14 protein-coding genes are annotated in these 21675 nt (G+C 54.6%); 6 read left to right on the top strand and 8 right to left on the bottom strand.

The features are described 5' to 3' along the window. Positions 1 to 54: 54 nt before the first annotated feature. The 4 genes from U9O48_RS06270 to pheP form a co-directional block, all read right to left on the bottom strand. On the bottom strand, positions 55 to 1197 hold the full coding sequence (locus U9O48_RS06270; protein ID WP_285149985.1) for a Gfo/Idh/MocA family protein: 1143 nt from the start codon (positions 1195 to 1197) through the stop codon (positions 55 to 57). Then, positions 1190 to 2215, bottom strand: coding sequence for a sugar phosphate isomerase/epimerase family protein (locus tag U9O48_RS06265; protein WP_285149984.1), 1026 nt, complete (start codon positions 2213 to 2215; stop codon positions 1190 to 1192). The genes U9O48_RS06270 and U9O48_RS06265 overlap by 8 nt, the downstream gene beginning before the upstream one ends. 15 nt (positions 2216 to 2230) lie before the next feature. Next, positions 2231 to 3469, bottom strand: a complete 1239-nt coding sequence (locus U9O48_RS06260; protein WP_285149982.1) for an MFS transporter — start codon at positions 3467 to 3469, stop codon at positions 2231 to 2233. Between the two features lie 226 nt (positions 3470 to 3695). Beyond that, complete coding sequence (gene pheP / locus U9O48_RS06255) at positions 3696 to 5090, bottom strand: phenylalanine transporter (protein ID WP_324723885.1); 1395 nt, start codon at positions 5088 to 5090, stop codon at positions 3696 to 3698. A gap of 149 nt (positions 5091 to 5239) precedes the next feature. On the opposite strand from pheP, the gene U9O48_RS06250 reads away from it, so the two are divergent. Then, complete coding sequence (locus tag U9O48_RS06250; protein WP_324723884.1) at positions 5240 to 6160, top strand: M14 family metallocarboxypeptidase; 921 nt, start codon at positions 5240 to 5242, stop codon at positions 6158 to 6160. 42 nt (positions 6161 to 6202) lie between these two features. Here U9O48_RS06250 and U9O48_RS06245 read toward each other — a convergent pair whose 3' ends face one another. The 4 genes from U9O48_RS06245 to U9O48_RS06230 all read right to left on the bottom strand — a co-directional run bounded on the left by U9O48_RS06245 (position 6203) and on the right by U9O48_RS06230 (position 11082). Continuing rightward, complete coding sequence (locus U9O48_RS06245; protein WP_324723882.1) at positions 6203 to 8389, bottom strand: TonB-dependent siderophore receptor; 2187 nt, start codon at positions 8387 to 8389, stop codon at positions 6203 to 6205. A gap of 62 nt (positions 8390 to 8451) precedes the next feature. Continuing rightward, positions 8452 to 9531 (bottom strand): YncE family protein, encoded by a 1080-nt coding sequence (locus tag U9O48_RS06240; protein WP_324723880.1) that lies wholly within the window; start codon positions 9529 to 9531, stop codon positions 8452 to 8454. Between the two features lie 290 nt (positions 9532 to 9821). Then, positions 9822 to 10286, bottom strand: coding sequence for a hypothetical protein (locus U9O48_RS06235; protein ID WP_324723879.1), 465 nt, complete (start codon positions 10284 to 10286; stop codon positions 9822 to 9824). Then, positions 10273 to 11082, bottom strand: a complete 810-nt coding sequence (locus U9O48_RS06230; protein WP_324723878.1) for a transcriptional regulator — start codon at positions 11080 to 11082, stop codon at positions 10273 to 10275. Before U9O48_RS06230 ends, U9O48_RS06235 begins: the two co-directional genes overlap by 14 nt. A gap of 533 nt (positions 11083 to 11615) precedes the next feature. On the opposite strand from U9O48_RS06230, the gene U9O48_RS06225 reads away from it, so the two are divergent. The 5 genes from U9O48_RS06225 to U9O48_RS06205 all read left to right on the top strand — a co-directional run bounded on the left by U9O48_RS06225 (position 11616) and on the right by U9O48_RS06205 (position 21330). Beyond that, complete coding sequence (locus tag U9O48_RS06225) at positions 11616 to 12056, top strand: winged helix-turn-helix domain-containing protein (protein ID WP_282493878.1); 441 nt, start codon at positions 11616 to 11618, stop codon at positions 12054 to 12056. 145 nt (positions 12057 to 12201) lie between these two features. Further along, entirely contained in the window at positions 12202 to 14139 is a 1938-nt protein-coding gene (locus U9O48_RS06220; protein WP_285149974.1) for a methyl-accepting chemotaxis protein, read from the top strand. An 81-nt stretch (positions 14140 to 14220) separates the two neighbouring features. Beyond that, positions 14221 to 15108, top strand: a complete 888-nt coding sequence (locus tag U9O48_RS06215) for an EAL domain-containing protein (protein WP_285153413.1) — start codon at positions 14221 to 14223, stop codon at positions 15106 to 15108. A 267-nt stretch (positions 15109 to 15375) separates the two neighbouring features. After that, a complete protein-coding gene (locus U9O48_RS06210; RefSeq protein ID WP_324723874.1) occupies positions 15376 to 16332 on the top strand; it encodes a LysR family transcriptional regulator in 957 nt (318 codons plus the stop codon). 1101 nt (positions 16333 to 17433) lie between these two features. After that, positions 17434 to 21330, top strand: coding sequence for an autotransporter outer membrane beta-barrel domain-containing protein (locus U9O48_RS06205; RefSeq protein ID WP_324723872.1), 3897 nt, complete (start codon positions 17434 to 17436; stop codon positions 21328 to 21330). Positions 21331 to 21675 lie beyond the last annotated feature (345 nt).

The raw sequence follows: 21675 nt of genomic DNA, 5'->3' as shown, positions 1-21675 counted from the left end.
TAGCGTTTTTATCAGGCTAACATAAATTTGCTGCCCGGCGAACCGGGCAACAGGTCAAGCCTCAACGCGTACCCAGCGCTGCTGTTGATGGCTTTTGACAATCGCATCAATGATATACATCACGTTCGCCCCGTCGTGGAAGGTGGCAAATAAGGGCTTCTCGGGCATGGCGTTTGCCTGCACGGCGCGATAAAACTGCGCCATCATGTTCTTAAAAGCGTCGGGCCAGCCTTCGATATGCCCGCCGGGGAAGTGGGCGCTGTCGGCGGCATCTTTGTTCATCAGGCCCGGATCGTCCGTCAGAATCTGATTCGCCTGCGCGCGATGGCCGATCCACAGCTGCTGCGGGACTTCCTGATCCCAGGCCAGCGAACGTTCGCTGCCGTTGATCTCAAAGCTGAGGCGGTTTTTGCGCCCGGCGCTGACCTGCGAGACGCTAAAGCTGCCTTTGCTGCCGTCGTCAAAACGGAACAGGACCGAGCCGAAATCCTCGGTGGTGACGGGTTTGTCCTCGTAAACTGCGGCGGACTCCTGGGTGAAGGTCTGGTTGCCCGCCACGTTAGCTTTGCGCGTCGGCCAGACGACCGAAAGATCGGCCATCACCTCGACGATCCGCCGCCCGGTGACAAACTGCACCGTGTCGCACCAGTGCGAACCGATATCTGCCACCGCCCGCGACGCCCCGCCCAGCGCGGCATCGACGCGCCAGTTGTAGTCGGTCTCGTGCAACATCCAGTCCTGCAAATAGCTGCCGTGCGCGGCGAACAGTCGCCCGACGCTTCCGGCGCGCAGCATGCTCGCCGCCTGGCGCACCATCGCGAACTGGCGATAGACAAAGCTCACGCCGTGGATGACGCCCGCCCGTTCGGCCAGGGCCACCAGCTCTCTTGCCTCTTCCGGCGTCATGCACAGCGGTTTTTCCGAGAACAGATGTTTGCCCGCCGCCAGGATTTGCCGGTTGATCTGGGCATGGAGATGATTCGGCGTGCAGTTGTGAACCACCTGCAAACCGGGATGGGCGAGCAGTTCTTCGACGTTGCCGTAGGCGTGAGGCACATTCAGCGCCCGCGCCTTTTCCTGCGCCTGGTCGAGCGTGCCGTCGCACAGGGCGACGACCTGTACGAAACCGAGGCGACGCAGCGCCTCGATGTGTGCCGGGCCGATAAATCCGCTCCCGACGATCCCGACGTTAATCATTCGCGCCCCCTGCGGCAAAATCGTCAAAGGCGCGGCCCGAAACCGGAATGATGTGGCGGCGGATAAACTCGCTGCCCTCGCTCGCGCCCACGTCGCCGTCCTTCATGCAGCACTCCCACTCCAGCACCGCCCAGCCGTCGTAGTCGTACTGCGTGAGCTTGCTGAAGATCCCTTTGAAGTCGATCTGCCCGTCGCCCAGGGAGCGAAAACGCCCGGCGCGGTTGATCCACGGCTGATAGCCGCCGTACACGCCGCTGCGCCCGTTGGGGCGAAACTCAGCGTCTTTGACGTGAAACGCTTTGATTCGGGCGTGATAAATATCGATAAACGACAGGTAATCCATGTGTTGCAATAGCATATGGCTCGGATCGTAGAGAATGTTGCAGCGCGGATGGTTGTCGACCAGCGCGAGGAAACGCTCGAAGGTCACGCCGTCGTGCAGGTCTTCGCCCGGATGCAGCTCAAAGCAGAGATCGACCCCGTGCTCGTCGAAACAATCAAGAACCGGACGCCAGCGCCTGGCGAGCTCTGCAAACGCCTCGCGAAAACGCGTCTCGTTATGTGGCGGCCAGGGGTAGAAAAACGGCCACGCCAACGAGCCCGAAAAGGTCGCGTGGGCGGTTAATCCAAGCTTCGCCGATGCCGCGGCGGCCTGCTTCACTTTGGCGGTCGCCCACGCCTGGCGCGCCGCGTCGTTACCGCGCACGTCGGGCGGCGCGAAGTGGTCAAACGCCTCGCCGTACACCGGATTCACCGCCACCAGCTGGCCTTCCAGATGGGTCGACAGTTCGCTAATCACCAGCCCGTGCTCGGCCAGTTTTCCGCTGATTTCGTCGCAATACGTCTGGCTAACAGCCGCCTGCTCCAGATCGAATATCTGCGGGTGATTGCACGGAATTTGCAGCGCTTTGTAGCCTTTGCTCGCCGCCCAGCCCGCCAGCCCGTCGAGGGAGTTAAACGGCGCTTGTGCGCCAATAAACTGCGACAGAAAAATCCCCGGTCCCTTAATCGTCCTCATAACACCTCCAGAAAATTACGCCTTGTCGTCGTCATACTTGAACGAGAACAGGAAAATCAGCGCGATCGCCGCGGCGGCGACCGCCGGGATCCACCAGAATGTCACCCACGCCTGCGGCACGGTCTGTCCCGCCACCAGGCTGTTGTACAACGCGCCAGAAATTTGCGAGCCGAGCAGCATCCCGATGCCGTAGGTGAACATCACGATCATGCTCTGCGCCTGGCCTTTGACCTTTTCGCCCGCCACGCGGTCGGTGTAGATAAAGCCGACGACAAAGAAGAAGTCATAGCATACGCCGTGGAGCAAAATGCCGAGATAGAGCAGGAAGCGCCCCTCTTCGCTGACGCCCAGCGCAAAGAAGGCGTAACGCACGAACCACGCCAGCATGCCGATCAGCAGCATATATTTCACACCGAGGCGGCGGAACAGCAGCGGGATGACCAGCATAAAGACGATCTCAGACATCTGCCCGAAGGACATGGCGGTGCTGACATCCTGAATCCCGGCATCTGCCAGATACGACGCGGTGTAGGCGTAATAGGTGCCGAGCGGCACGGAGATCAGCATCGCGCACAGAGAGAAGATAAAGAAGTGGCGCGTTTTGAGGAGCGCAAAAGCATCCGCGCAGAACAGATCGCGCACGGCGACGGGCAGCCCTTTGGCCGGAGCTGGCGTGTGCGGCAGCGTCAGACTGTAAATTGCCAGCAGCACCGAGCTCACCGCCGCCACCTGGAAAATGGTCACACTGGCGGAAACGCCGGTCACACCGATGAAAATCCCGGCGACGATCCAGCCGATGGTGCCAAAGACGCGCACTACCGGGAAGGTTTTGTCGACGTTCGCCAGACTGTGAAACGCGATGTTGTTGGTCAGCGCCAGCGTCGGCATGTAGCAGAGCGTGTAGCCAAACAGCAGGCCAATCAGCAGCGCGCCGTTTTGAGCGATCAGCGCCCCCGGCACGAACCACAGAATCGCCGCCCCGGCCAGGTGCATCACCGCCATCACCTTTTGCGAAGGGAAGAAACGGTCCACCAGCATCCCGAGCACAAACGGCGAGAGAATGGACGCAATGGGCCCTGCGGAAAACGCATCGCCAATCAGAAGCGACATGTTGTGCTGAGTCATCACCAGCCCGAGCGTGACCGACCAGCTACCCCAGATAAAAAACTGTAAAAACATCATCAGCGACAGCCGTGGAACCAGCAGCCGGTGCTGCCCTATCGCCTTTCCACTACTTTCAGTTGTTGACACCATGATGAGCCTCACCCTTAAAAAGTAATCGATTACAAATACCGTCAAATAAAAAGTAATCGATTACAAAATAAAGATCCTGTGGATCAAAACAGAAGTGGGAGAAGGGTCACGAACTAAATATTTGCTGTGGAAGTGTTGCCGGGTGGCGCTGCGCTTACCCGGCCTACAAAACCCAGAATATTCAGGGTGTTGTAGGCCCGAGAAAACAATGTACCGCTGAGGCTAATCAGGCCGCTTTGCCGCGCGACAACTTAAACGCCGCAAACAAGAACACCACCCATACCGGCAGCAACAGCGCCGACAAGCGCATGTCATCGATGGTGCACATCAGCACCAGGATCATCCCAAGGAAGGCGATACACAGGTAGTTACCCGCCGGGTAGAGCAGCGCTTTGAACTGCGTCTCGCGCCCTTTGCGACGCATCGCCGCGCGGAATCGCAGGTGCGCCAGGCAGATCATGATCCAGTTCAGCAGCAGCGTTGCCACCACCAGCGCCATCAGCAGGCCAAAGGCCTCTTTCGGCAGCAGATAGTTGATCAGTACCACCAGCGAGGTAATGCCCCCGGAGAGCAGCAGCGAGTTAACCGGCACGCCGCGACGGCTGACGCGGGTCAGGAACTTCGGCGCGTTGCCCTGGACGGAGAGGCCAAACAGCATACGGCTGTTGGAGTACACGCCGCTGTTATAGACCGACAGCGAGGCCACCAGAATGACGAAGTTCAGCGCCGAGGCCACCAGATTGCTGTTCATGTCGTGGAAAATCATCACGAACGGACTGCTGTCGGATTTCACTTCCACCCACGGATAGAGCGCCAGCAGAACTACCAGCGAACCGATATAAAACAGCAGGATACGGTACACCACCTGATTGACCGCTTTCGGGATACTTTTGTGCGGATCGCGCGCTTCTGCCGCCGTGATGCCGATCAGCTCCAGCCCGCCAAAGGAGAACATGATCACCGCCAGAGACATAATCAGCCCGTTCCAGCCGGTCGCCAGGAAGCCGCCGTGTTTCCACAGGTTGTCGATGTTCGCGCGCTCGCCGCCGTGGCCGGAGAAGAGCAGCCACAGGCCGAAGCCAATCATGCCGATAATCGCCAGCACTTTGATCAGCGCAAACCAGAATTCCGTTTCGCCGTACAGGCGCACGTTCACCAGGTTCACGGCGTTGATGATAATGAAGAAGCCCGCGGCCCAGATCCACGTCGGAACGTCAGGCAGCCAGTACTGCATGTAGATGCCTGCGGCGGTGAGCTCCGCCATGCCGACCAGCACGAACATCACCCAGTAGTTCCAGCCAGAAAGAAAGCCCGCAAACGGACCCCAGTATTTATAAGCGAAGTGTGCAAAGGAGCCTGATACCGGCTCTTCGACGACCATTTCGCCGAGCTGGCGCATGATCAGAAAGGCGATCACCCCCGCAATGCCGTATCCCAGCAGAACCGCTGGACCTGCCATCTGAATCGCAGGCCCGATGCCGAGAAACAGCCCGGTGCCAATCGCGCCGCCGAGGGCAATTAATTGAATATGTCGATTTTGCAAACCACGTTGCAGCGTCGGTGTCTGTTCCGACGAGGCTTCAGAAACCGCATTGTCTGAAGCGGATGACGCGTCTTTCACGTCTGACCCCTGTGTATTTTTATAGAAGGGGCACCTTTTAACACTTCAGGTCAGCAGGAGCAAGTTGCAGGCCGGATCGCAAAGACCGGGATGAATTCGAAATCGCGGCTGGGTATGATGTTGAAAACCCCAACCTGACAGAGTGACCTATGACTGTGAAACCGTTCTACCCTATCGGAACCCCAGGCAAGCCATGGACCGCGGCTGAAAAGCAGCAGTGGCGCGAGAGCCAGACGCGTTTCAGAAGCTATGAGACTGACGTACTGCAAGCCATTGATGCACTCAAACCTCGCTACGACGTGAGCCAGTACGGGGAACTGCACTACGGCGACCAGACATTCCCGCTGATGGCCGTGAAAACCCAAAACTGGGACGACAGCCTGCCGGTCGCGCTGATCACCGGCGGCGTTCACGGGTATGAGACCAGCGGCGTGATGGGCGCGCTGAGTTTCCTCTCGGAGTATCAGAATGAGTACGCGGGGAAAATCAATATACTGGTGGTGCCGTGCGTCAGCCCCTGGGCCTACGAGCACATTACCCGCTGGACTTATGATGCCGTCGATACCAACCGCCAGTTTTACCCGCAAGGCGAAGGCGAAGAAGCCCGCGCGCTGATGGCGCTCGCCGCTCCGCTGAAAGGCAAATTCCTTCTGCACGTCGATCTGCACGAAACCACCGACAGCGACGAGAGCGAGTTCCGCCCGGCGAAAGCCGCGCGCGACGGCGAAGCGTTTGAGCCGGGAACCATTCCCGACGGCTACTATCTGGTGAGCGATACGCAGAATTCACGGCTCGATTTCCAGGCAGCCATTATTGCTGCCGTGGAGAAAGTGACGCATATTGCCCCTGCGGATAAGAACGGTAACATGCTGGACTACCCGGTGGTCAGCCACGGTGTGGTGGAGTATGACAACAATGCCTACCACCTGTGCGCCACCCTGACCGGCGCGCCGTTTACCACCACTACGGAAGTCTATCCCGACAGCCCGGACACCACGCCTGAAGCCTGTACGCGAGCACAGGTGGTGACAGTTCATACCGCGATAGAATTTGCGTTAGCCCACGCATAAGAATGGATGGGGCATCCGTGCCCCTGATAACGAGGGTAAAACTCAGAACTCGTAGCCGACGGAGACTTTGAAGGTCCGCGGTTCGCCCTGGAACAGATAGGTTCCGGAATCGTCCACGCTGGCCCAGTAGTTTTCGTCTGTGATGTTGTCGATACCCGCCCGCACGGTCATCTGATTCTGGTTGTGGTTGACCGCGAAGCGATAGCGCATCCCCAGATCCAGCGTGGTGTAGCTGTCGAGCTTTTTGCTGTTCGCCAGATCCGCGTACTGCGAGCCAGAGTGATTCACGCGCGCCGTCGCCGTCAGGCCGTCGATCGGTTTGATGTCATATTCCGCCCCCAGCACCGCATAGAAGTTTGGCACGCCGATAACTTTATTGCCCTGGTTGAGACCGTTATTGGTTTTGGTCATCTCCGCCTGCAGCCAGGTGGCGCTGGCGTTCAGACGCATCCCCAGCAGCGGCTCGCCAAACACGTTCAGCTCAACGCCGCGGTTACGCTGCTCGGCGTCCAGACCATAATGTCCGGTCACGCTGTCGAGGATCGCCGACGGCATTTTGATTTCAAACAGCGCCAGCGAGCCGCCCACGCGTCCAAAGTCCGTTTTCACCCCCACTTCGTTCTGCTTCGAGTGAACAATGCCGGTGCTCTGGCCGTAGTTGGTTGCCGTATTCGGCGCAGTTTTCCCCGGCTGCAGCGCTTCCGTGTGGTTGGCGTAGAGCGAAATTTCTTCCCACGGTTTGTAAACCACGCCGTAGGTCGGCATCCAGCGGCTGCCGTCAAAGCCATCGGCGGGGTTTTCCGCGCCGGTTTTTTTGTTGTATCCGCGGATCACCACTTTTTGATGACGGGCGCCGGCGGTGAACAGCAGTTTATCGTCCAGCACGCCGAGGGTGTCGCTCAGCAGCCAGCCCTGGGTGCGGGTGCGGCCGCTGGTCAGCGGATCGCTGTAATTACCGCCCAAACCATTGAAGTTGCTGCTGTCAGGTTTATCGACGCCGGTGTTGTGATAGATGTTGGTGACCGGGTTATCCGCCGCCGCCGACATCTTCCACGCGATTTTTTCGTTTTTGGTCATCGCCGAGTAGCCGACGTTGACCTTGTGCGAGACAAAACCGGTATCGAAGTTGCCGCGGATCCCCGCCATCCCGCTCACAGAGTCGCTGATGCGGTTGGTATCCAGACGGGTTGCCGTCGCCTTGCCGCTCTTATCGACCAGCTTCGCGCCGCTGTACAAACCTTCCTCGTGAGCGTGCTGCGCGCCGAGCCCGGTGTAAGCGGTCCAGTTATCGGTAATGTCGTACTCGCTGCGCCACATGCCGAATTCGTTTTCGATGTTGCTGTAGGCCCATTTCTGCGAGTAGTTACGATCGTTTTTCGGTGGCGTCGGAACGAAATCCACGGCGGAAATATTCACGCCCGTTTCGCTGCCGTGGAAGGTTTTCTTCTGATAGCCCATATCCACGGAGGTGCGGAAGTTGTCGCCTTTGTAATCGAGGCCTGTGGAGAGCAGCGTGGTGCGGCGGCGGTCGTTGGCAACCGGCGCTTCGCCTTCGCGGTGGACCAGGTTGACGCGCGCGCCAAACTGATCGCCTTCGCCAAAGCGACGGCCCGCATCCAGGGTGGTGCCGATCTGTGAGTCGGAGGTGTAATCCACGCCGATTTTGGCCTGCGGCGTGTCGCCCGCGTGTTTCGGCTCGAGGTTGATCATCCCGCCGACGCCGGAGCTGGCCGCGCCGTTCATCAGGGAGTTGGCCCCTTTGAAGATCTCAATGCGATCGACCATCTGCGTATCCACCACCTGACGCGGCAGCACGCCGGACAATCCGCCGAAGGTCATGTCATCCCCGTCGAATTTCAGGCCGCGAATGCGATAGCTTTCCGCACTGTTGCCGTAGCCCTGCACCGACTGCACGCCCGCATCGTTGGCGACCACGTCGGCGATGGTTTTGGCCTGCTGATCTTCCACCAGTTTCGAGGTGTAGCTGATGATGTTGAACGGCACGTCCATCGCGTTCTGCTGGCCGAGCATGCCCATTCGGCCGCCGTTGGCGACCTGGCCATCGAGGAACGCGGGAACCATCTGGTCGCCGCCCGGTTTGAAATCGCTGGCCGGGGCAGCCTGGACGACGAGCGTCTCTTCTTTTGGGGTGTCCGCCGCAAAGGCGGAGTGCGTTACCGCGCCGATGGCGAGCGCCAGCAGCTTTTTGTTCATTCTGGTATTGGTCATGACTAACTCGTTCAATTTTCGCGCAAAATGGCCCGTTGCCGGGCCTGATTTTTATAAGAGGTTTATTTCAGTGCAATTCTGACCACGCTGTCCGGCCCATTGGTCGAGTGGTCTTTGTTGAAAGGCTGTTTGACGGTGACGAACAGCGTCTGGCCATCGTCCGACAGCAGCAGGCTGTTGGGATTCGGCGGCAGATCCCAGGTCTGTTTGACGGCGTAGGTGGTGGCATCCAGGCTCAGCAGTTTTCCGCTTTCGCGCTGGGTGATGTAGAGCTCGTTGCGTTTGGCGTTGAATTTCACCGCCAGCGAATCGCCCACATCGAGCTGCTTAATCACGTCGCCCGTGTGGATATCCAGCACCAGCGTGGTTTTCGCTTTGGAGTTATCGGTCACGAACAGGCGGCCCGTGGCTTTGTCTTCCGCCATGTTCAGCAGCAGCGCCGGTTTGTCGCCGAGCGGCTTCCAGCGTTTTTCGATGCGGTTGGTGCGCGGGTTGACGATCAGGATTTCGCCGCCGCCGTTGGCAACATAGATGCGCTGCGTCTGTTCAGACCACAGCAGCCCGGTCACCCACTGTCCGGCGTTTTTGATGGTTTTTTTCAGCTTCAGGGTTTCGGCATCCACCACCCAAACCACCGCCGGATCGGCGACGCCGCCAATATAGAGCGTGCCGTCATGGAGCAGCACCTGACGCGCGCCGTACGGGAAGCCCTCTTTGTTACGCTCGGTAAACAGCAGACGGTTTTTCACTTTGCCGTCGGCGGTGCTGATGGCGCTGATGCCGCCGTCCAGCGAGTTGGTCGCATAAACGGTACTGCCGTCCGGGGAGATCGCCAGCGCGAAGTTTTTCAGGTCGGTGTGACTGCGGCCAATGGTTTTCAGCGTGGTAGGGTCGAGTTTGTAGATCACCCCGCCCTGCACATCCTTGAAGCCTTCCGAACTCGCCACATACAGTGCGTCCCCTTTCGGGCTGAGCACCATTTCGTACAGGCCGTCAGCGAGTTCACGCTTTACCACGCCGGTTTCTGCCGGAGCGGCGACCGTGGTTTGAGCTTCAGGGGCAGGTTTGGCGGCGTGCTGCGCGGCACAGCCGGAAAGAGAGGCAGCCACCAGCAGTGCCAGCGCGGACAATTTTTTTGTCATCAGGAACATCCTTTACCGTTCAAAAAGAGAATCAGGCGGGAAACTGCGTCGCATGCTGCTGTGCGATTAGGGTTGTTTTGACAGGCTGTGAGGCCAGTGCAGATTCCACCGTTAACACTCAGTGTTCCGTGTGAGATCTGCGCTCACTGTTGATGCGGGAATCGTCCGTCGCTGCCCACAAACACTAAAGAGAATGAGAACTATACTCATTATCTTTGTATGATCAAGCGTAAATATGGGCAACAGGATGAAAATGGCGTGGGTAAACAGGGGCTCAGCCCGGCGGGTGTTTATCCCTTAGTACAATAAAACACAGGCGCATTGCCGTAGATAAATAAATAGCTGGACGCGTTCGCGGGTATTATTTCCATCTTAAGTCCCCGGTCGCGAACCTGAAAGAAATCGGGGATATTATGCCTGAAGGCCTGGCTTCTCTTCGGCCGCTCATTGGTGTCACTGGACACCATAATGACGCTGTCCCCTTCCCGCCAGTAGTTAAACTCAATTTTATTGCTAATAGCAACCGGCGGCTGACCCAGCTGAATATAATCCCCGGAGGTTTCATAATTCCCTGTGCCGCCGCTAAAAGAATAATCCGCGACAACATCAAGAATATAATTATCATCCACAATGGTCAGATGCGACTCGCAGCTAAAGTGATTGCGCTGATAGTGAATGTACCAGGCATAAAGCAGCGGGGTGACGATCGCCAGCGCGATCAGCGTCCAGCTCAGAGCGGTTTTATTCATCTTCATGATTCTGCTGCCTGTAAATAATAGAATCGCACTGCGCAGCAATATCCTGAGGCTGGCGGTCGCAAACAATCACCGTATTCCCCTGCTGCGCGAAATTGACCGTCATCCAGGCCGTACCGCCGGGTTTGCACTGAATAGCAAAGCGCTTCGAAAGCGCGTCAAACATTTCACTGCTTTTCTCATTTTCATGCCATGAGGAATAAAGCGCACAGCCGTTAACCTGCCCGACGGACTGATAATCCACCAGCCAGGGCTTTCCCACTTTCATGACGGAATAAAGCACACTGCATGAAATAATAAACAGTAAACCGGCCAGCCCATATGCCAGCGGCGAGTGAAAAAATGACCGCTTAGGACGAACCTCAGGCGTGATAATGCTGACAGGCTCAGGTTCAACAGATTCCTCGGATGAAACGAAAACCGGGGCTGTTTTCTGCGGAGAGACAAACTCACCCAGCTCCCCCACGCGCACCTGCGCTATCGACTTAAAACCCTCCTTAGGCAGAGTCTTAATGATGTTTTCTTCCATGCCAGCGGATTTCAGAACCTTACGGATTTGAGAAATCGTCTGGTAAAGGGCATTGGTGCTGACAATAGTGCCCTGTTTCTCCCACACCGAGGCGAAGAAAGTACGCTGCTTCACGACCTGATCGTTGTTTTCTAACAACAAAAGCAGGCATTCACTGACCGGCCCGTGCAGGGTGGTGGCCCGGTATGGGTACCCTTCCAGGGGTCCCAGTCGACGAAGATCAGGTTCAAAGAGCAAGGTATCGTTGATAAGGTACACTTTCTTCATAGTACTTTCGCAAGTTGTCATAAAAAACCTGATTCAGAATTTAATTATTATATATCAGCAGGTTGAAAAAACCACTTCCACTTCTTATCGACACTTTCAGCGCCACGCTCTCCTCCCTTACTCAGTATAAATCATATAACTTCACTCCTCTTTTTGTCAGGTAATTCTTAAAGTTGTCGGTATCGAAAGCACGAGCAGGAGAAATCTTTATCATGAGTTCCCGCAATCAGCGATTAATGCTAAATGGCATTAGAAATTCACAACTTTATGTTGATGGGTTGATCGATAACGATTTTTTGACACATAAAACCACAAACATCATGAAAGGCAGTCATTAACACTACTAATTAGCCATATGTGAATGGAAACTCTATTAACGAAGCTTAAACACAGGGTTTCTTATAGCGCATGGGGTTGTGTATTGGAAAGCCCTGATAGCAGCCATATAATCCACCTTATAAAATGTATGGTCTCTAAAAAGCGTTATTCCCAGTGGCGTATGTCAGGTTTACTCTAAAGTAGGTATATAAGAGATGGGCTATCGTCTATATGGCTTTATGATCGGTGAAGAAATTCATTTTGATATTTCTAATCGCAGGCTTTACCGGCTCACCGGCAGCCATACCGATAAAAGCGTGGCGTTTGCGTCAATATATTTTAATGAAACCATGTTGCGGCTTTTTCTCTATCTGCTGGAACATGGTCGTAAGAAAGTTATCGCCAAAGAAGAGTTGTTTGAAAAAATCTGGGAGGACAATAATTTAAGTCCTTCGACCCAGCGGTTATGGCAGGTACTGCATAACCTGAATAACAAACTCAATCTTCTTGGGCTGCCAGATGATTTTATTCGAAATATTAGAGGGCACGGTTACATCATTAACTATCAAGATGTCGTCCCTGTTTATTATAGAATGAGTGAACTCCCTGCTCATTCTGACAAAAAAAAGGAGAAGTCTGATCCCCTGAATGAGTGATGTCAATTCAGCGGTTTTGCCCTTAGCACCGAGTGCAAAGGGCTTTTTTTTATCTCCCTGGTTATCAATTTTTTCTTCCCCTTAATGATGAAACGCATAGCAGTAAAATATTGTTAATCGGCACAGGCCGGTACTGGATAAATAAATGAGTGTAATGAACAGCTTTGGAAATTTAAAAGTCAGCAGGAAGTTATTCTTCGGTTTCGCCACCGTGCTCCTGGTGACCCTTGCCATTTTGACTGCCGGGATGCTGGGAATTAACAGTATTCAGGACCGCGTCGAGAAAAACGAACACACTACCGGGTTGTTTAACGCCCTTTCTGCCGTGCGTCTGGCCCGTTTAAACTATGGCTACACCCAGGATCCGAAGTTTTTGGATCAGACCAATGTGGCAGCCCAGCGTATGCAGGAGATGATCGCCAACCTGGAAACCTACAACTGGACGCCAGAGGGTAAAACCTCCGTTGATAACACCGATAACGCGGTGAAGAACTACATGGCCTCCCTGACGCCGTTTGTGAAAGCCGTGGGCGAGAAAAAGGAAAGCGAAAGCAAACTGAGCACGCAAAATATCAGCAACAACTCAGAAATCGCCTCCCAGTTAAGCCACAGCAATACGCTCACGACCCAGCAGGCCCTGGTGGCTTCACAGGTGGCTTTCATCATGAGCGATATCGACAGTCAGGCCACTCTGTACAAGCAACACCCAACGGACGAGCTCAAACACGGCCTGTTGGCGCGTCTGAACACCGCGGAAACCGCATGTGAAGGGCTGCTGCAGGTGGTTCCGGAAGATCAAAAAGCCTGGCTGAATTCCAGCATCAAAGATATGCAGACGATTGCAGGCGAACTGGATAACTACGAGCTGCTCTGGACCGAACAGTCGACGTTGTCAGATACCATGACGGCTAAAGCGGTGACATTGATCGACACTATCCAGTCGATGTTCGCCCGTCAGCAGCAAAAAGTGGTCGAGACCGTGGATAGCGTGCAGCTGCAGATGACCATCGTGGCGGCAATCGGTATTGCCCTCGGTATCATGCTGGCGTTAGCCATCACCAAATCAATTACCCGTCCGCTGAATGAAACGCTGCGCGTCGCCGAGCAGATCGCCAAAGGCGATCTGACCAGCACGCTGACCAGCGATCGTCGCGACGAGCCAGGGCTGCTGATGCAGGCCGTCTCGACCATGAACGAAAACCTGAAAAACATCATCAATGATGTGCGCGAAGGCGTGGAGAGCGTCGCCCGCTCCTCCACGGAAATTGCCGCAGGCAACATGGATTTATCCGCACGTACCGAGCAGCAATCTGCCGCCGTGGTAGAAACGGCTGCCAGCATGGAAGAGCTGACCTCTACCGTCGCGCTGAATGCGGAAAACGCCAACCAGGCCCGTGTGCTGGCTGAAGAGGCGTCCCTTAATGCCAGCGAAGGCAGCCAGATTTCGCAGAAAGTGATCGATACCATGAGAAACGTGCGACTCAGCTCGCATCGCATCTCTGAGATCACCACCGTGATTAACAGCATTGCTTTCCAGACCAACATTCTGGCGCTGAACGCCGCCGTGGAAGCCGCTCGTGCGGGCGACCAGGGCAAAGGTTTTGCAGTCGTCGCCGCAGAAGTTCGCACCCTCGCCCAGCGCAGTGCGCAATCCGCGAAAGAGATTGAAAACCTGATCCGCGAATCAGCGGTCCACGTCGATACCGGGTTTAACCTGGTGGAAGGCGCGGGCGAAGCGATGTTCAAAATCGAGAAATCGGTGGCGCAGGTTCGCGACATCATGAGCGAAATCGCCAGCGCGACGGACGAACAGAGCCGCGGGATTTCCCAGATTGCTCAGGCGATGGCCGAGATGGATACCACCACGCAGCAGAATGCGGCACTGGTCGAAGAATCGTCTGCCGCAGCCAGCTCGCTGGAAGATCAGGCCGTACAGCTCGAAAAAGTGGTGTCGATTTTCCGTGTGAGCAAAACGCCGCAACCGCGCGTTGAGGTTCGCCCGGCAACGAAGGGCCACGTGGTTGCCCTGAACGCCGCCAAAAAAGAAGCCGCTCAGGATCAGAACGACTGGGTACAGTTTTAATCCCGGTCCACTGATTTAATTCCCACGCTCGTCAGGCGCTCTCTTACGGATCGCCTGACGACATTGCGATGAAAGTGAAAGATGGAAAACATCCTTAAAAAAGAACACGCGATCCTGACCGATATGGGTTCCCCGTGGACCCGCGCACTTTCATGGCTCAAAACCCCGAAGATCGACCCGACGGTGAGAACCCTGAAAGCGGCTATCGCTCAGCGTCATATCACCCCTTTTTACCAGCCTTTTGTCAACGCAGAGACGGGGCAAATTGCCGGTGTTGAGGTCCTCGCCCGCTGGCGTCACCCGATCTACGGCTATGTTTCACCTGACGTATTCATCCCCATGGCGGAAAAACACGATCTGATCGTACCGCTGACCCATCTGCTGATTCAGCAGGTGATTGCCGATCTTGAGCATCAGATCCATCGCTTCCCACCAGGGGCATACATCAGCATTAATATCAGCGCCCAGAACTGTCTCGATCCTCATTTTGAGAAAGACACCTGCGAGCTTTTACAAAAATTTCTGGTGAATGAAAGCCATGTAGTGCTGGAAATCACGGAAAGACACCCGCTGCATTTCACCCCGCAGCTGAGCAACTGGTTTGCCGCCCTGAGACGCTCCAACATCTCCGTGGCGCTGGATGACTTTGGTACCGGCTATTCCAATCTGTCCTACATTTCAGCCCTGAATCCGGAATTTATTAAGATCGATAAGATGTTCGTCAGCCAGATTGGTGTCAGCGCCGATACGCGCCTCGTTGACAGTCTGATTGCCCTGGCCAAAAACATGCACCTTAAGATCATCGCCGAAGGGGTTGAAACGCTGGCGCAGGCCGAATATTTGCGCGATAAAAAGATCGACTTCCTGCAGGGGTTCTACTTTTGCAAACCGATGCCGGTCGCCGAGTTGATCAACGTCGTGATGGCCGGGCGTATTCCCCCGTCTGGGGCGCTGAACAGATCGGTATAAATGCACGCGTGACAAGGCTGTCCTACACAAGTCCGTAATCAGAGGGCTGAAAAAGCGACGTAACCCGCACAGAATTGATGGTTATTTATATTCTCAATCGTACCCGTTACGCTATACTTGTTGATTATGGCTATATCACTGATTAATTGTTAATTTCTTTAGCGGGCATTATTCTGACTTCATCTAAATGCATCGTCTAATGAAGAATATACAATTAAGCAGTAGTCGATAATTTGTTCAATTATATCTTCGGGAAGTATGTGAATCATGTCAAATGACAAAAATACATCAAATTTTGAACGCATTCATACCTTTGACTTTAATTTATTATTAATTTTTGAAGCTGTCTTTACCCATGGCAGCGTCAAAAAAGCAGCCGAAACGTTAAACTCCAGCGGTTCGGCGATCAGTCAATCCTTGAGTAAATTGCGACTGCATTTTGCCGATCCCTTATTTGTTCGCACCGGGCAAAAAATTGAGCCGACGACGGTTGCCATAAAACTCCACGAACAAATCGGGAAAAATTTTGGCAGTATCATTGAATCGATTATCAATTTCTCGACGCAAACCACACCGCATCGTATTGTCATTTACGCGTCACCTTATCTGGCGCTGCGCATGTTGCCCGACCTCTGTGCCGAAATTAACCAAAGCGAAATCCCTTGTGAAATCGTGCACTTATCGGCTGATTCACTGCTGAACAATGGGGAAGATATCCTTACCTATCGTAAAGCGGATATTGTCATCGACACGCATCCTTATTACAGCGCATCCGTTATCTCCAAGCGCTGCCTGAAAGAGCATGTCGTGCCAGTCTGCCGCAAAGATCATCCTCGCATGGACCAAAACCTCACGCGTGAAGGGATGAAAGAGGTCACTTCCACCTTCCTGAACGTCAATACCGAAGGGCTAAAACGCGTGCAGCGCGATATTGATAATAACCTTGATGCGCGGAATTTTACCTTTAACAGCAGTTCGGTCTTAGTCAACGCAGCGATCTCTGCAAAAACCGATGCCTTAAGCTTTGTGCCAAAATGGTTTGCCGAAAATTTTGCCGATGCGATGGGGTTAAAAATATTGCAGCCGGAATTCAGTATTGAACCGGCAGATTTATATCTTAACTACAATAAAAGCGCGATGGGCAACGATAACTTCGCCAATATTATTACGAAAATTGAAGATCATTTCCTGGCGAAAATGGCTGCGGAAGATAACAGTCAATAAATAGTGACGGTATTTATCCGTGCTGAAAAGAGTGACAGGCATTTCGCTGTCACATTTTCAGATCTCTTTTCTTAATGACTTTAAATTAAACTCCACCTTTACTTCCCTGTCTTTATATACCCCCGCCCTTTAATAATCTCAGCAGTTTTTTCATTGTAAAAAGCGTCAATCTGACAATATGTCATTATTTTTATAAAAAAAACACTCACAATAAACGATCCAATAATATAATTTAACCTAATAAAAACATGACTTCAAAAAAGAGACCAATAAACATATAAGTTAAGCAAAATCTATCCACATGAAGTTATCAACTTAAAAATCATAGCGTTACGAAATCACACCCAATTACTTATAAATACTTATTTAATAAAACACTATCACCTTACATTTGCCATTTGTATATTACCGCAGATTTAATATCTTTACACACGGGACAATAATAATCTCATTTGCCAGTCATCGTTGTGTTTATTGATTTATTTCTGGAATGAAACCCTTATTAACGCCATTTATTCATCGCGACGTTAATGGACAAGACAGCCACGAGATCAGGATATGTTCGCCCAGGGTTATTACTTGATCGTCACAAATGGAAATGGCCCTGCTCGCCTGAAATAGCGTGAGGGTTAATTCAAGGAGAACAGCAGCATGCCAAAACACCCTCACGCCGACCTTCATCATAAAAGCAAAAATACGCTAAAGATGCGTATGCTCTCCATTGCCATATTAGCAGCAATATCGGGCACTTCAGAGGCCACAACGGTTATCGTTCCCTCGACTACAAACACCACGACTCTGGTCTATTTCGATAAACAAAACACAGACTATGTGCTGGAACAAGGGAGCACTGCTGGTCCAACTGTGCTCGGTGACCAACAAATTAGAAAGGGTTCAGATAATTCAAGCTTCACTAATTATGGTACGATTACCAACACAAGCCTTTCGCTCAGACCCTTCGCTATCATCGATAACAACTCGACGTTCATAAACCATGGCGCGCTAATCCAGACTGGGTTTGAGGGTCAAGCAGCATATCCGCCATCCACCGTGTTAATACAGGGCCACGATAACCAAATTATTTTGGGAACAGGTTCCGTCATGCACTCTGACAACCCGAATATTGTCGGTATTATTAGTCAATCCACTGGTAATACGATAACCCTTACCAGTGACGATGATGCAACGACCATTGAAAATAGTGATTTAACGTCGTACGGTTTTGCTGCAATAGCTTTCAAGCAACTCACATCAACCGCCAACAGCCACTGGCAGTTAGGAGGAAAGGTCGACCTGGGTGGCACGACTGCGGATACCCTTAATGTGGCTGGCGATTTAACCATCACCGGGCATATCAAACAATTAGATCCTCACGGTGGAACGACCATCGCTGAAGGCGGCGTGCTCACTCTGGGGACGAATGGCGTTGTTGACGGCAATATCACTGATAACGGCAGCCTGGTCTTTAACAGCAGCAAAGACGTTGTTTACAATAAAGGCGTTTCTGGCACGGGCTCGCTCACTCAGGAAGGTGCCAGTAACCTGACGCTGTCGGCTGACAACACCTATACCGGCGCAACCTCTGTCCAGGCGGGTACCCTGACGACAGGTGTGGCTAACGCCCTGGATGACAGCAGTAGCGTAGATATCGCCAGCGGTGCGACGCTCAACCTCAACAACCTTTCTCAGACTCTCAAGGGATTAACGGGTGCCGGTAATGTCACGATGGGCACGGCAAACCTGACAGTGAATAACGCTGACGCGGACAATTTCGCGGGTGTTATGTCCGGAACGGGCTCACTCACAAAAGGCGGCGCGGGTACCCTCACCCTGGGCGGCAACAGTACCTTTTCTGGCGGCACCACCGTACAGACGGGTGCCCTCTCTCTGCAGAACAGCCAGGGGGCAGGCACCGGCCAGATCACCCTCGATTCCGGCACCCTTCTCGACCTGGCCTTCAGCGACGGCTCTTTCGTTAACACTCTGAATGGTCCGGGTAAAGTTAAAGTCAGTGGTCAAAATGTTGTGCTGAACGAAGACGCCACCACCCTCACCGGCGGCTGGGATATCACCGGCAGCGCGAGCATGACGCAGCAGTCTCAGCTGGGAAATTCAGGCGTTCAGCTCGACGGCGCGCAGAGCAAACTGACCCTCAATAACCTCAGCAACACCTTCACCAATACCCTCACCGGCAACGGTACGCTGGCGGTTAATCAGAGCAACACCACCGATGAATTCCATATTTCCGGCAGCATGGGCACGGCCTTTACCGGCACCCTTGAGATGCAGAAAGGCAATCTGACCCTGGATGACACCGCGGAGAAAGCGTTGGCGAACGCGACCCTGGCCCTGACCAAAACCGGCATCGCCACTATGTCCGACGACCGTACCCTTGGCGGCTTCACGACCGGCGGCGGTACCCTCATCGTCGATAACACCCGTACCGACCCGGATGTGCTCACCGTCAAAAATCTCGATGCCAGCGCGGGCGGTACCATTCAGGCCAATATCCCGACCGATCTCACCCCGCCGGTGATCTCCACCAACCCGTCCTGGTTCGCTCAGGATAACGTCCATGGCGTGCAGGTTGTGAAAGCCACCGGCGACGTCACCGGCGTCGGCACTCACCTGACCCTGCTGGATCAGAACGGGAATTCGCTCCACAACCCGGTTAACGTCGACTTCAGTGAGAACGGTCAGCAGATCGGCACCGCGACCTACGGCGATGCGGCCGTCGTGGCTGCCGATGGCATCTGGGCGGGCTACGACCTGACCCGCTTCGACGTCAATGCCGGACAAACGCTGGTGCTGCAAAATGAGCCGGGCAAAGACAACGCCCTGGGTGCACAGCTGACCGGGGCGGGCAACGTCGATATTCAGGCCAGCGGCAACGTGATCCTGAGTAACACAGACAATGACTACACCGGCAACACGACGATCAGCAGCGGCAGCGTGCAGATGGGCAGCGACAATGCCTTCGGCCACACGGCAGACCTGAGCCTCGCGAAAAGTACCGGGCTGGATATGAACGGGAAAGCGCAGGCCGTCACGTCCCTGCACAATGCCGCAGGCAGCAGCCTGAACCTCAATGGCGGCAGGCTGACTATCGCCCAGGGCGGCGAAAGCCTGGGCACGCTCAGCGGCGGCGGTCAGTTGAACCTTGATGGCGGTGAACTGACCGTTCACGGCGCGAACCAGGGGTTAAGCGCTGAGACAGACATTGCCAGACCGGCCACTGTCACCCTCGACAGTACGCAGGGCCTGGGCACGGGCGCGGTCGATCTGGCGGGTAACCTGAACCTGGTCGGGGCGAACGGCGTCATGAACAATGCGCTCGCCGGCAACGGCACCCTGTCACTCAAAAACAGCTCGCAGGTAACGCTGAACAATACGGCATCCACCTTTGCCGGTCGCATCGACGTTGCAAGCGGCACCCGGCTGACGGCACAGGGCGCTGGCACGCTGGGCAGCGCGAACGTCGTGGATAACGGCAATCTGGTGCTCAGTTCTGCGACGGATGCGACGCTCAGCAATGCCATCAGCGGCACAGGCGGCATGGAGAAAACCGGGGCGGGCACGGTCACCGTCGGCAAGGCACAGACTTACACCGGCGATACCCATATCACTCAGGGTGCCCTGAACGTGAACGGCGACTTTGGCAGCACCGGCACCGTCTATGTGGCGAAAGCCGCCGCCTTAAAAGGTAACGGCAGCGTGGCGGGCTCTGTGGATAACAGCGGCGTGATTGACCTGACCAGCGCCACCCCGGGCAATAACCTGGTGGTGAACGGCGACTACAGCAGCCACGACGGCCAGCTGTGGGTCAACAGCGCACTCGGCGGTGATAACTCCGCGCACGATCAGCTGACCGTGAAAGGCAGCACCAGCGGCAACACGGCTGTGACGGTCAACAACATGCACGGTCTGGGTGACCGGACCGAAAACGGAATTAAACTGGTCGACGTGCAGGGCCAGTCCGGCGGGAACTTTGTGCTTCAGGGCCGCGCGGTGGCCGGGGCTTATGATTACGCCCTCAACAAGGCCAGCGACGGGGACTGGTATCTGCAGTCCACCGCCGCCCTGCGTCCGGAAGCCGGGGCATGGCTGGCGAACCAGAGCATGGCCAACTCAGTCTTCATGAACACCCTGCACGATCGCAGCGATGAAAACCGTCAGAGCGGCGACGATGCGCCGGCCACCTGGGCGCACTTCGACGCCGGTCGTACCAACAGCAAAGGTGCGGACGGTGCCCTGTCGATGGGCTCCAACACCAGCATCCTGCGCATTGGCAGCGATATCTTCCGCCATGACTTCGGCAACCAGCGTATCAATGCCGGTGTGATGACGGGCTATGCCCACGTCGACACCGACAGCGATGCGAAAAATGCCAGCACCCGCGCGACGGGTAAACTGGACGGCTACAGCGTGGGCCTGTATGGCACCTGGTACGGCGGCGCGGCGGATCAGAAAAGTGGTCCGTATGTCGACACCTGGGTCCAGTACGGCACCTTCCATAACACTGTGAAGGGCGACGACCTGGCCGAAGAGAAGTACCACTCGCACAACTGGATGGCCTCTGTCGAAGCGGGTTACGACATACCGCTCGGCGCGCTGACTGTTCAGCCGCAGTTCCAGACCCTGTACACCGATTACAGCCAGGGTGACTACACGGAATCTAACGGCACACGTATTAAGAGTAAGGACTCCGGCGGCGTCACCACCCGTCTCGGCGCGCGTCTGTATGGGGAACTCGGCACTGAGGCCGTCACTCAGCCGTACGTGGAGCTGAACTGGTGGCACGGCGGAAGCGATAACAGCGTGCAAATGGACAATGTGACCGTGAACCAGTCGGTGCCGGTGAGCCGCTACGAAGCGAAAGTTGGTGCCCAGACGAAAGTCAGCGACAACTGGACCCTGTGGGTCAACACCGGTGTCGAAGCCGGGAAAGACAACTACTCCAGCGTTCAGGGCCAGGTGGGCGGCAAGTACTCCTGGTAAGCGTTAAACAGCAGTAAAACACCAGCGCGAACAACGGGATGGAAACGTCCCGTTATTCGCGTTTTAAATCCGACGATATGTCATTATATTTACTGGAAATATTCACAACAAACGATGCAATAATATAATTGAACCTGATAAAACTAATTTAGAATAAAGAGACCAATAAATACATATATTAAGTAAAACCACTGCGCATGAAGTTATCAGCATAAAAATCATAGCGTTACACCATCACACCCCATTGATTACCAATACTTATTTAATAAAACACTACCCCCTTACATTCGTCATTTGTATATTACCGCAGATTTAATATCTTTACACACGGGACAATAACAATCT

Origin of the sequence: Lelliottia sp. JS-SCA-14 (assembly GCF_035593345.1) — a bacterium.
In the GTDB taxonomy this organism is placed as follows: Bacteria; Pseudomonadota; Gammaproteobacteria; order Enterobacterales; family Enterobacteriaceae; genus Enterobacter; species Enterobacter wanjuensis.
Note: the sequence above shows the minus strand (reverse complement) of the source record. Positions and strands in the feature narration are given on the sequence as shown.

Coding starts and splice junctions, on each gene's coding strand:
- U9O48_RS06270 (WP_285149985.1), bottom strand. CDS start 1,197: ATGATTAACGTCGGGATCGTCGGGAGCGGATTTATCGGCCCGGCACAC.
- U9O48_RS06265 (WP_285149984.1), bottom strand. CDS start 2,215: ATGAGGACGATTAAGGGACCGGGGATTTTTCTGTCGCAGTTTATTGGC.
- U9O48_RS06260 (WP_285149982.1), bottom strand. CDS start 3,469: ATGGTGTCAACAACTGAAAGTAGTGGAAAGGCGATAGGGCAGCACCGG.
- U9O48_RS06250 (WP_324723884.1), top strand. CDS start 5,240: ATGACTGTGAAACCGTTCTACCCTATCGGAACCCCAGGCAAGCCATGG.
- U9O48_RS06245 (WP_324723882.1), bottom strand. CDS start 8,389: ATGACCAATACCAGAATGAACAAAAAGCTGCTGGCGCTCGCCATCGGC.
- U9O48_RS06240 (WP_324723880.1), bottom strand. CDS start 9,531: ATGACAAAAAAATTGTCCGCGCTGGCACTGCTGGTGGCTGCCTCTCTT.
- U9O48_RS06235 (WP_324723879.1), bottom strand. CDS start 10,286: ATGAAGATGAATAAAACCGCTCTGAGCTGGACGCTGATCGCGCTGGCG.
- U9O48_RS06230 (WP_324723878.1), bottom strand. CDS start 11,082: ATGAAGAAAGTGTACCTTATCAACGATACCTTGCTCTTTGAACCTGAT.
- U9O48_RS06225 (WP_282493878.1), top strand. CDS start 11,616: ATGGGCTATCGTCTATATGGCTTTATGATCGGTGAAGAAATTCATTTT.
- U9O48_RS06220 (WP_285149974.1), top strand. CDS start 12,202: ATGAGTGTAATGAACAGCTTTGGAAATTTAAAAGTCAGCAGGAAGTTA.
- U9O48_RS06215 (WP_285153413.1), top strand. CDS start 14,221: ATGGAAAACATCCTTAAAAAAGAACACGCGATCCTGACCGATATGGGT.
- U9O48_RS06210 (WP_324723874.1), top strand. CDS start 15,376: ATGTCAAATGACAAAAATACATCAAATTTTGAACGCATTCATACCTTT.
- U9O48_RS06205 (WP_324723872.1), top strand. CDS start 17,434: ATGCACTCTGACAACCCGAATATTGTCGGTATTATTAGTCAATCCACT.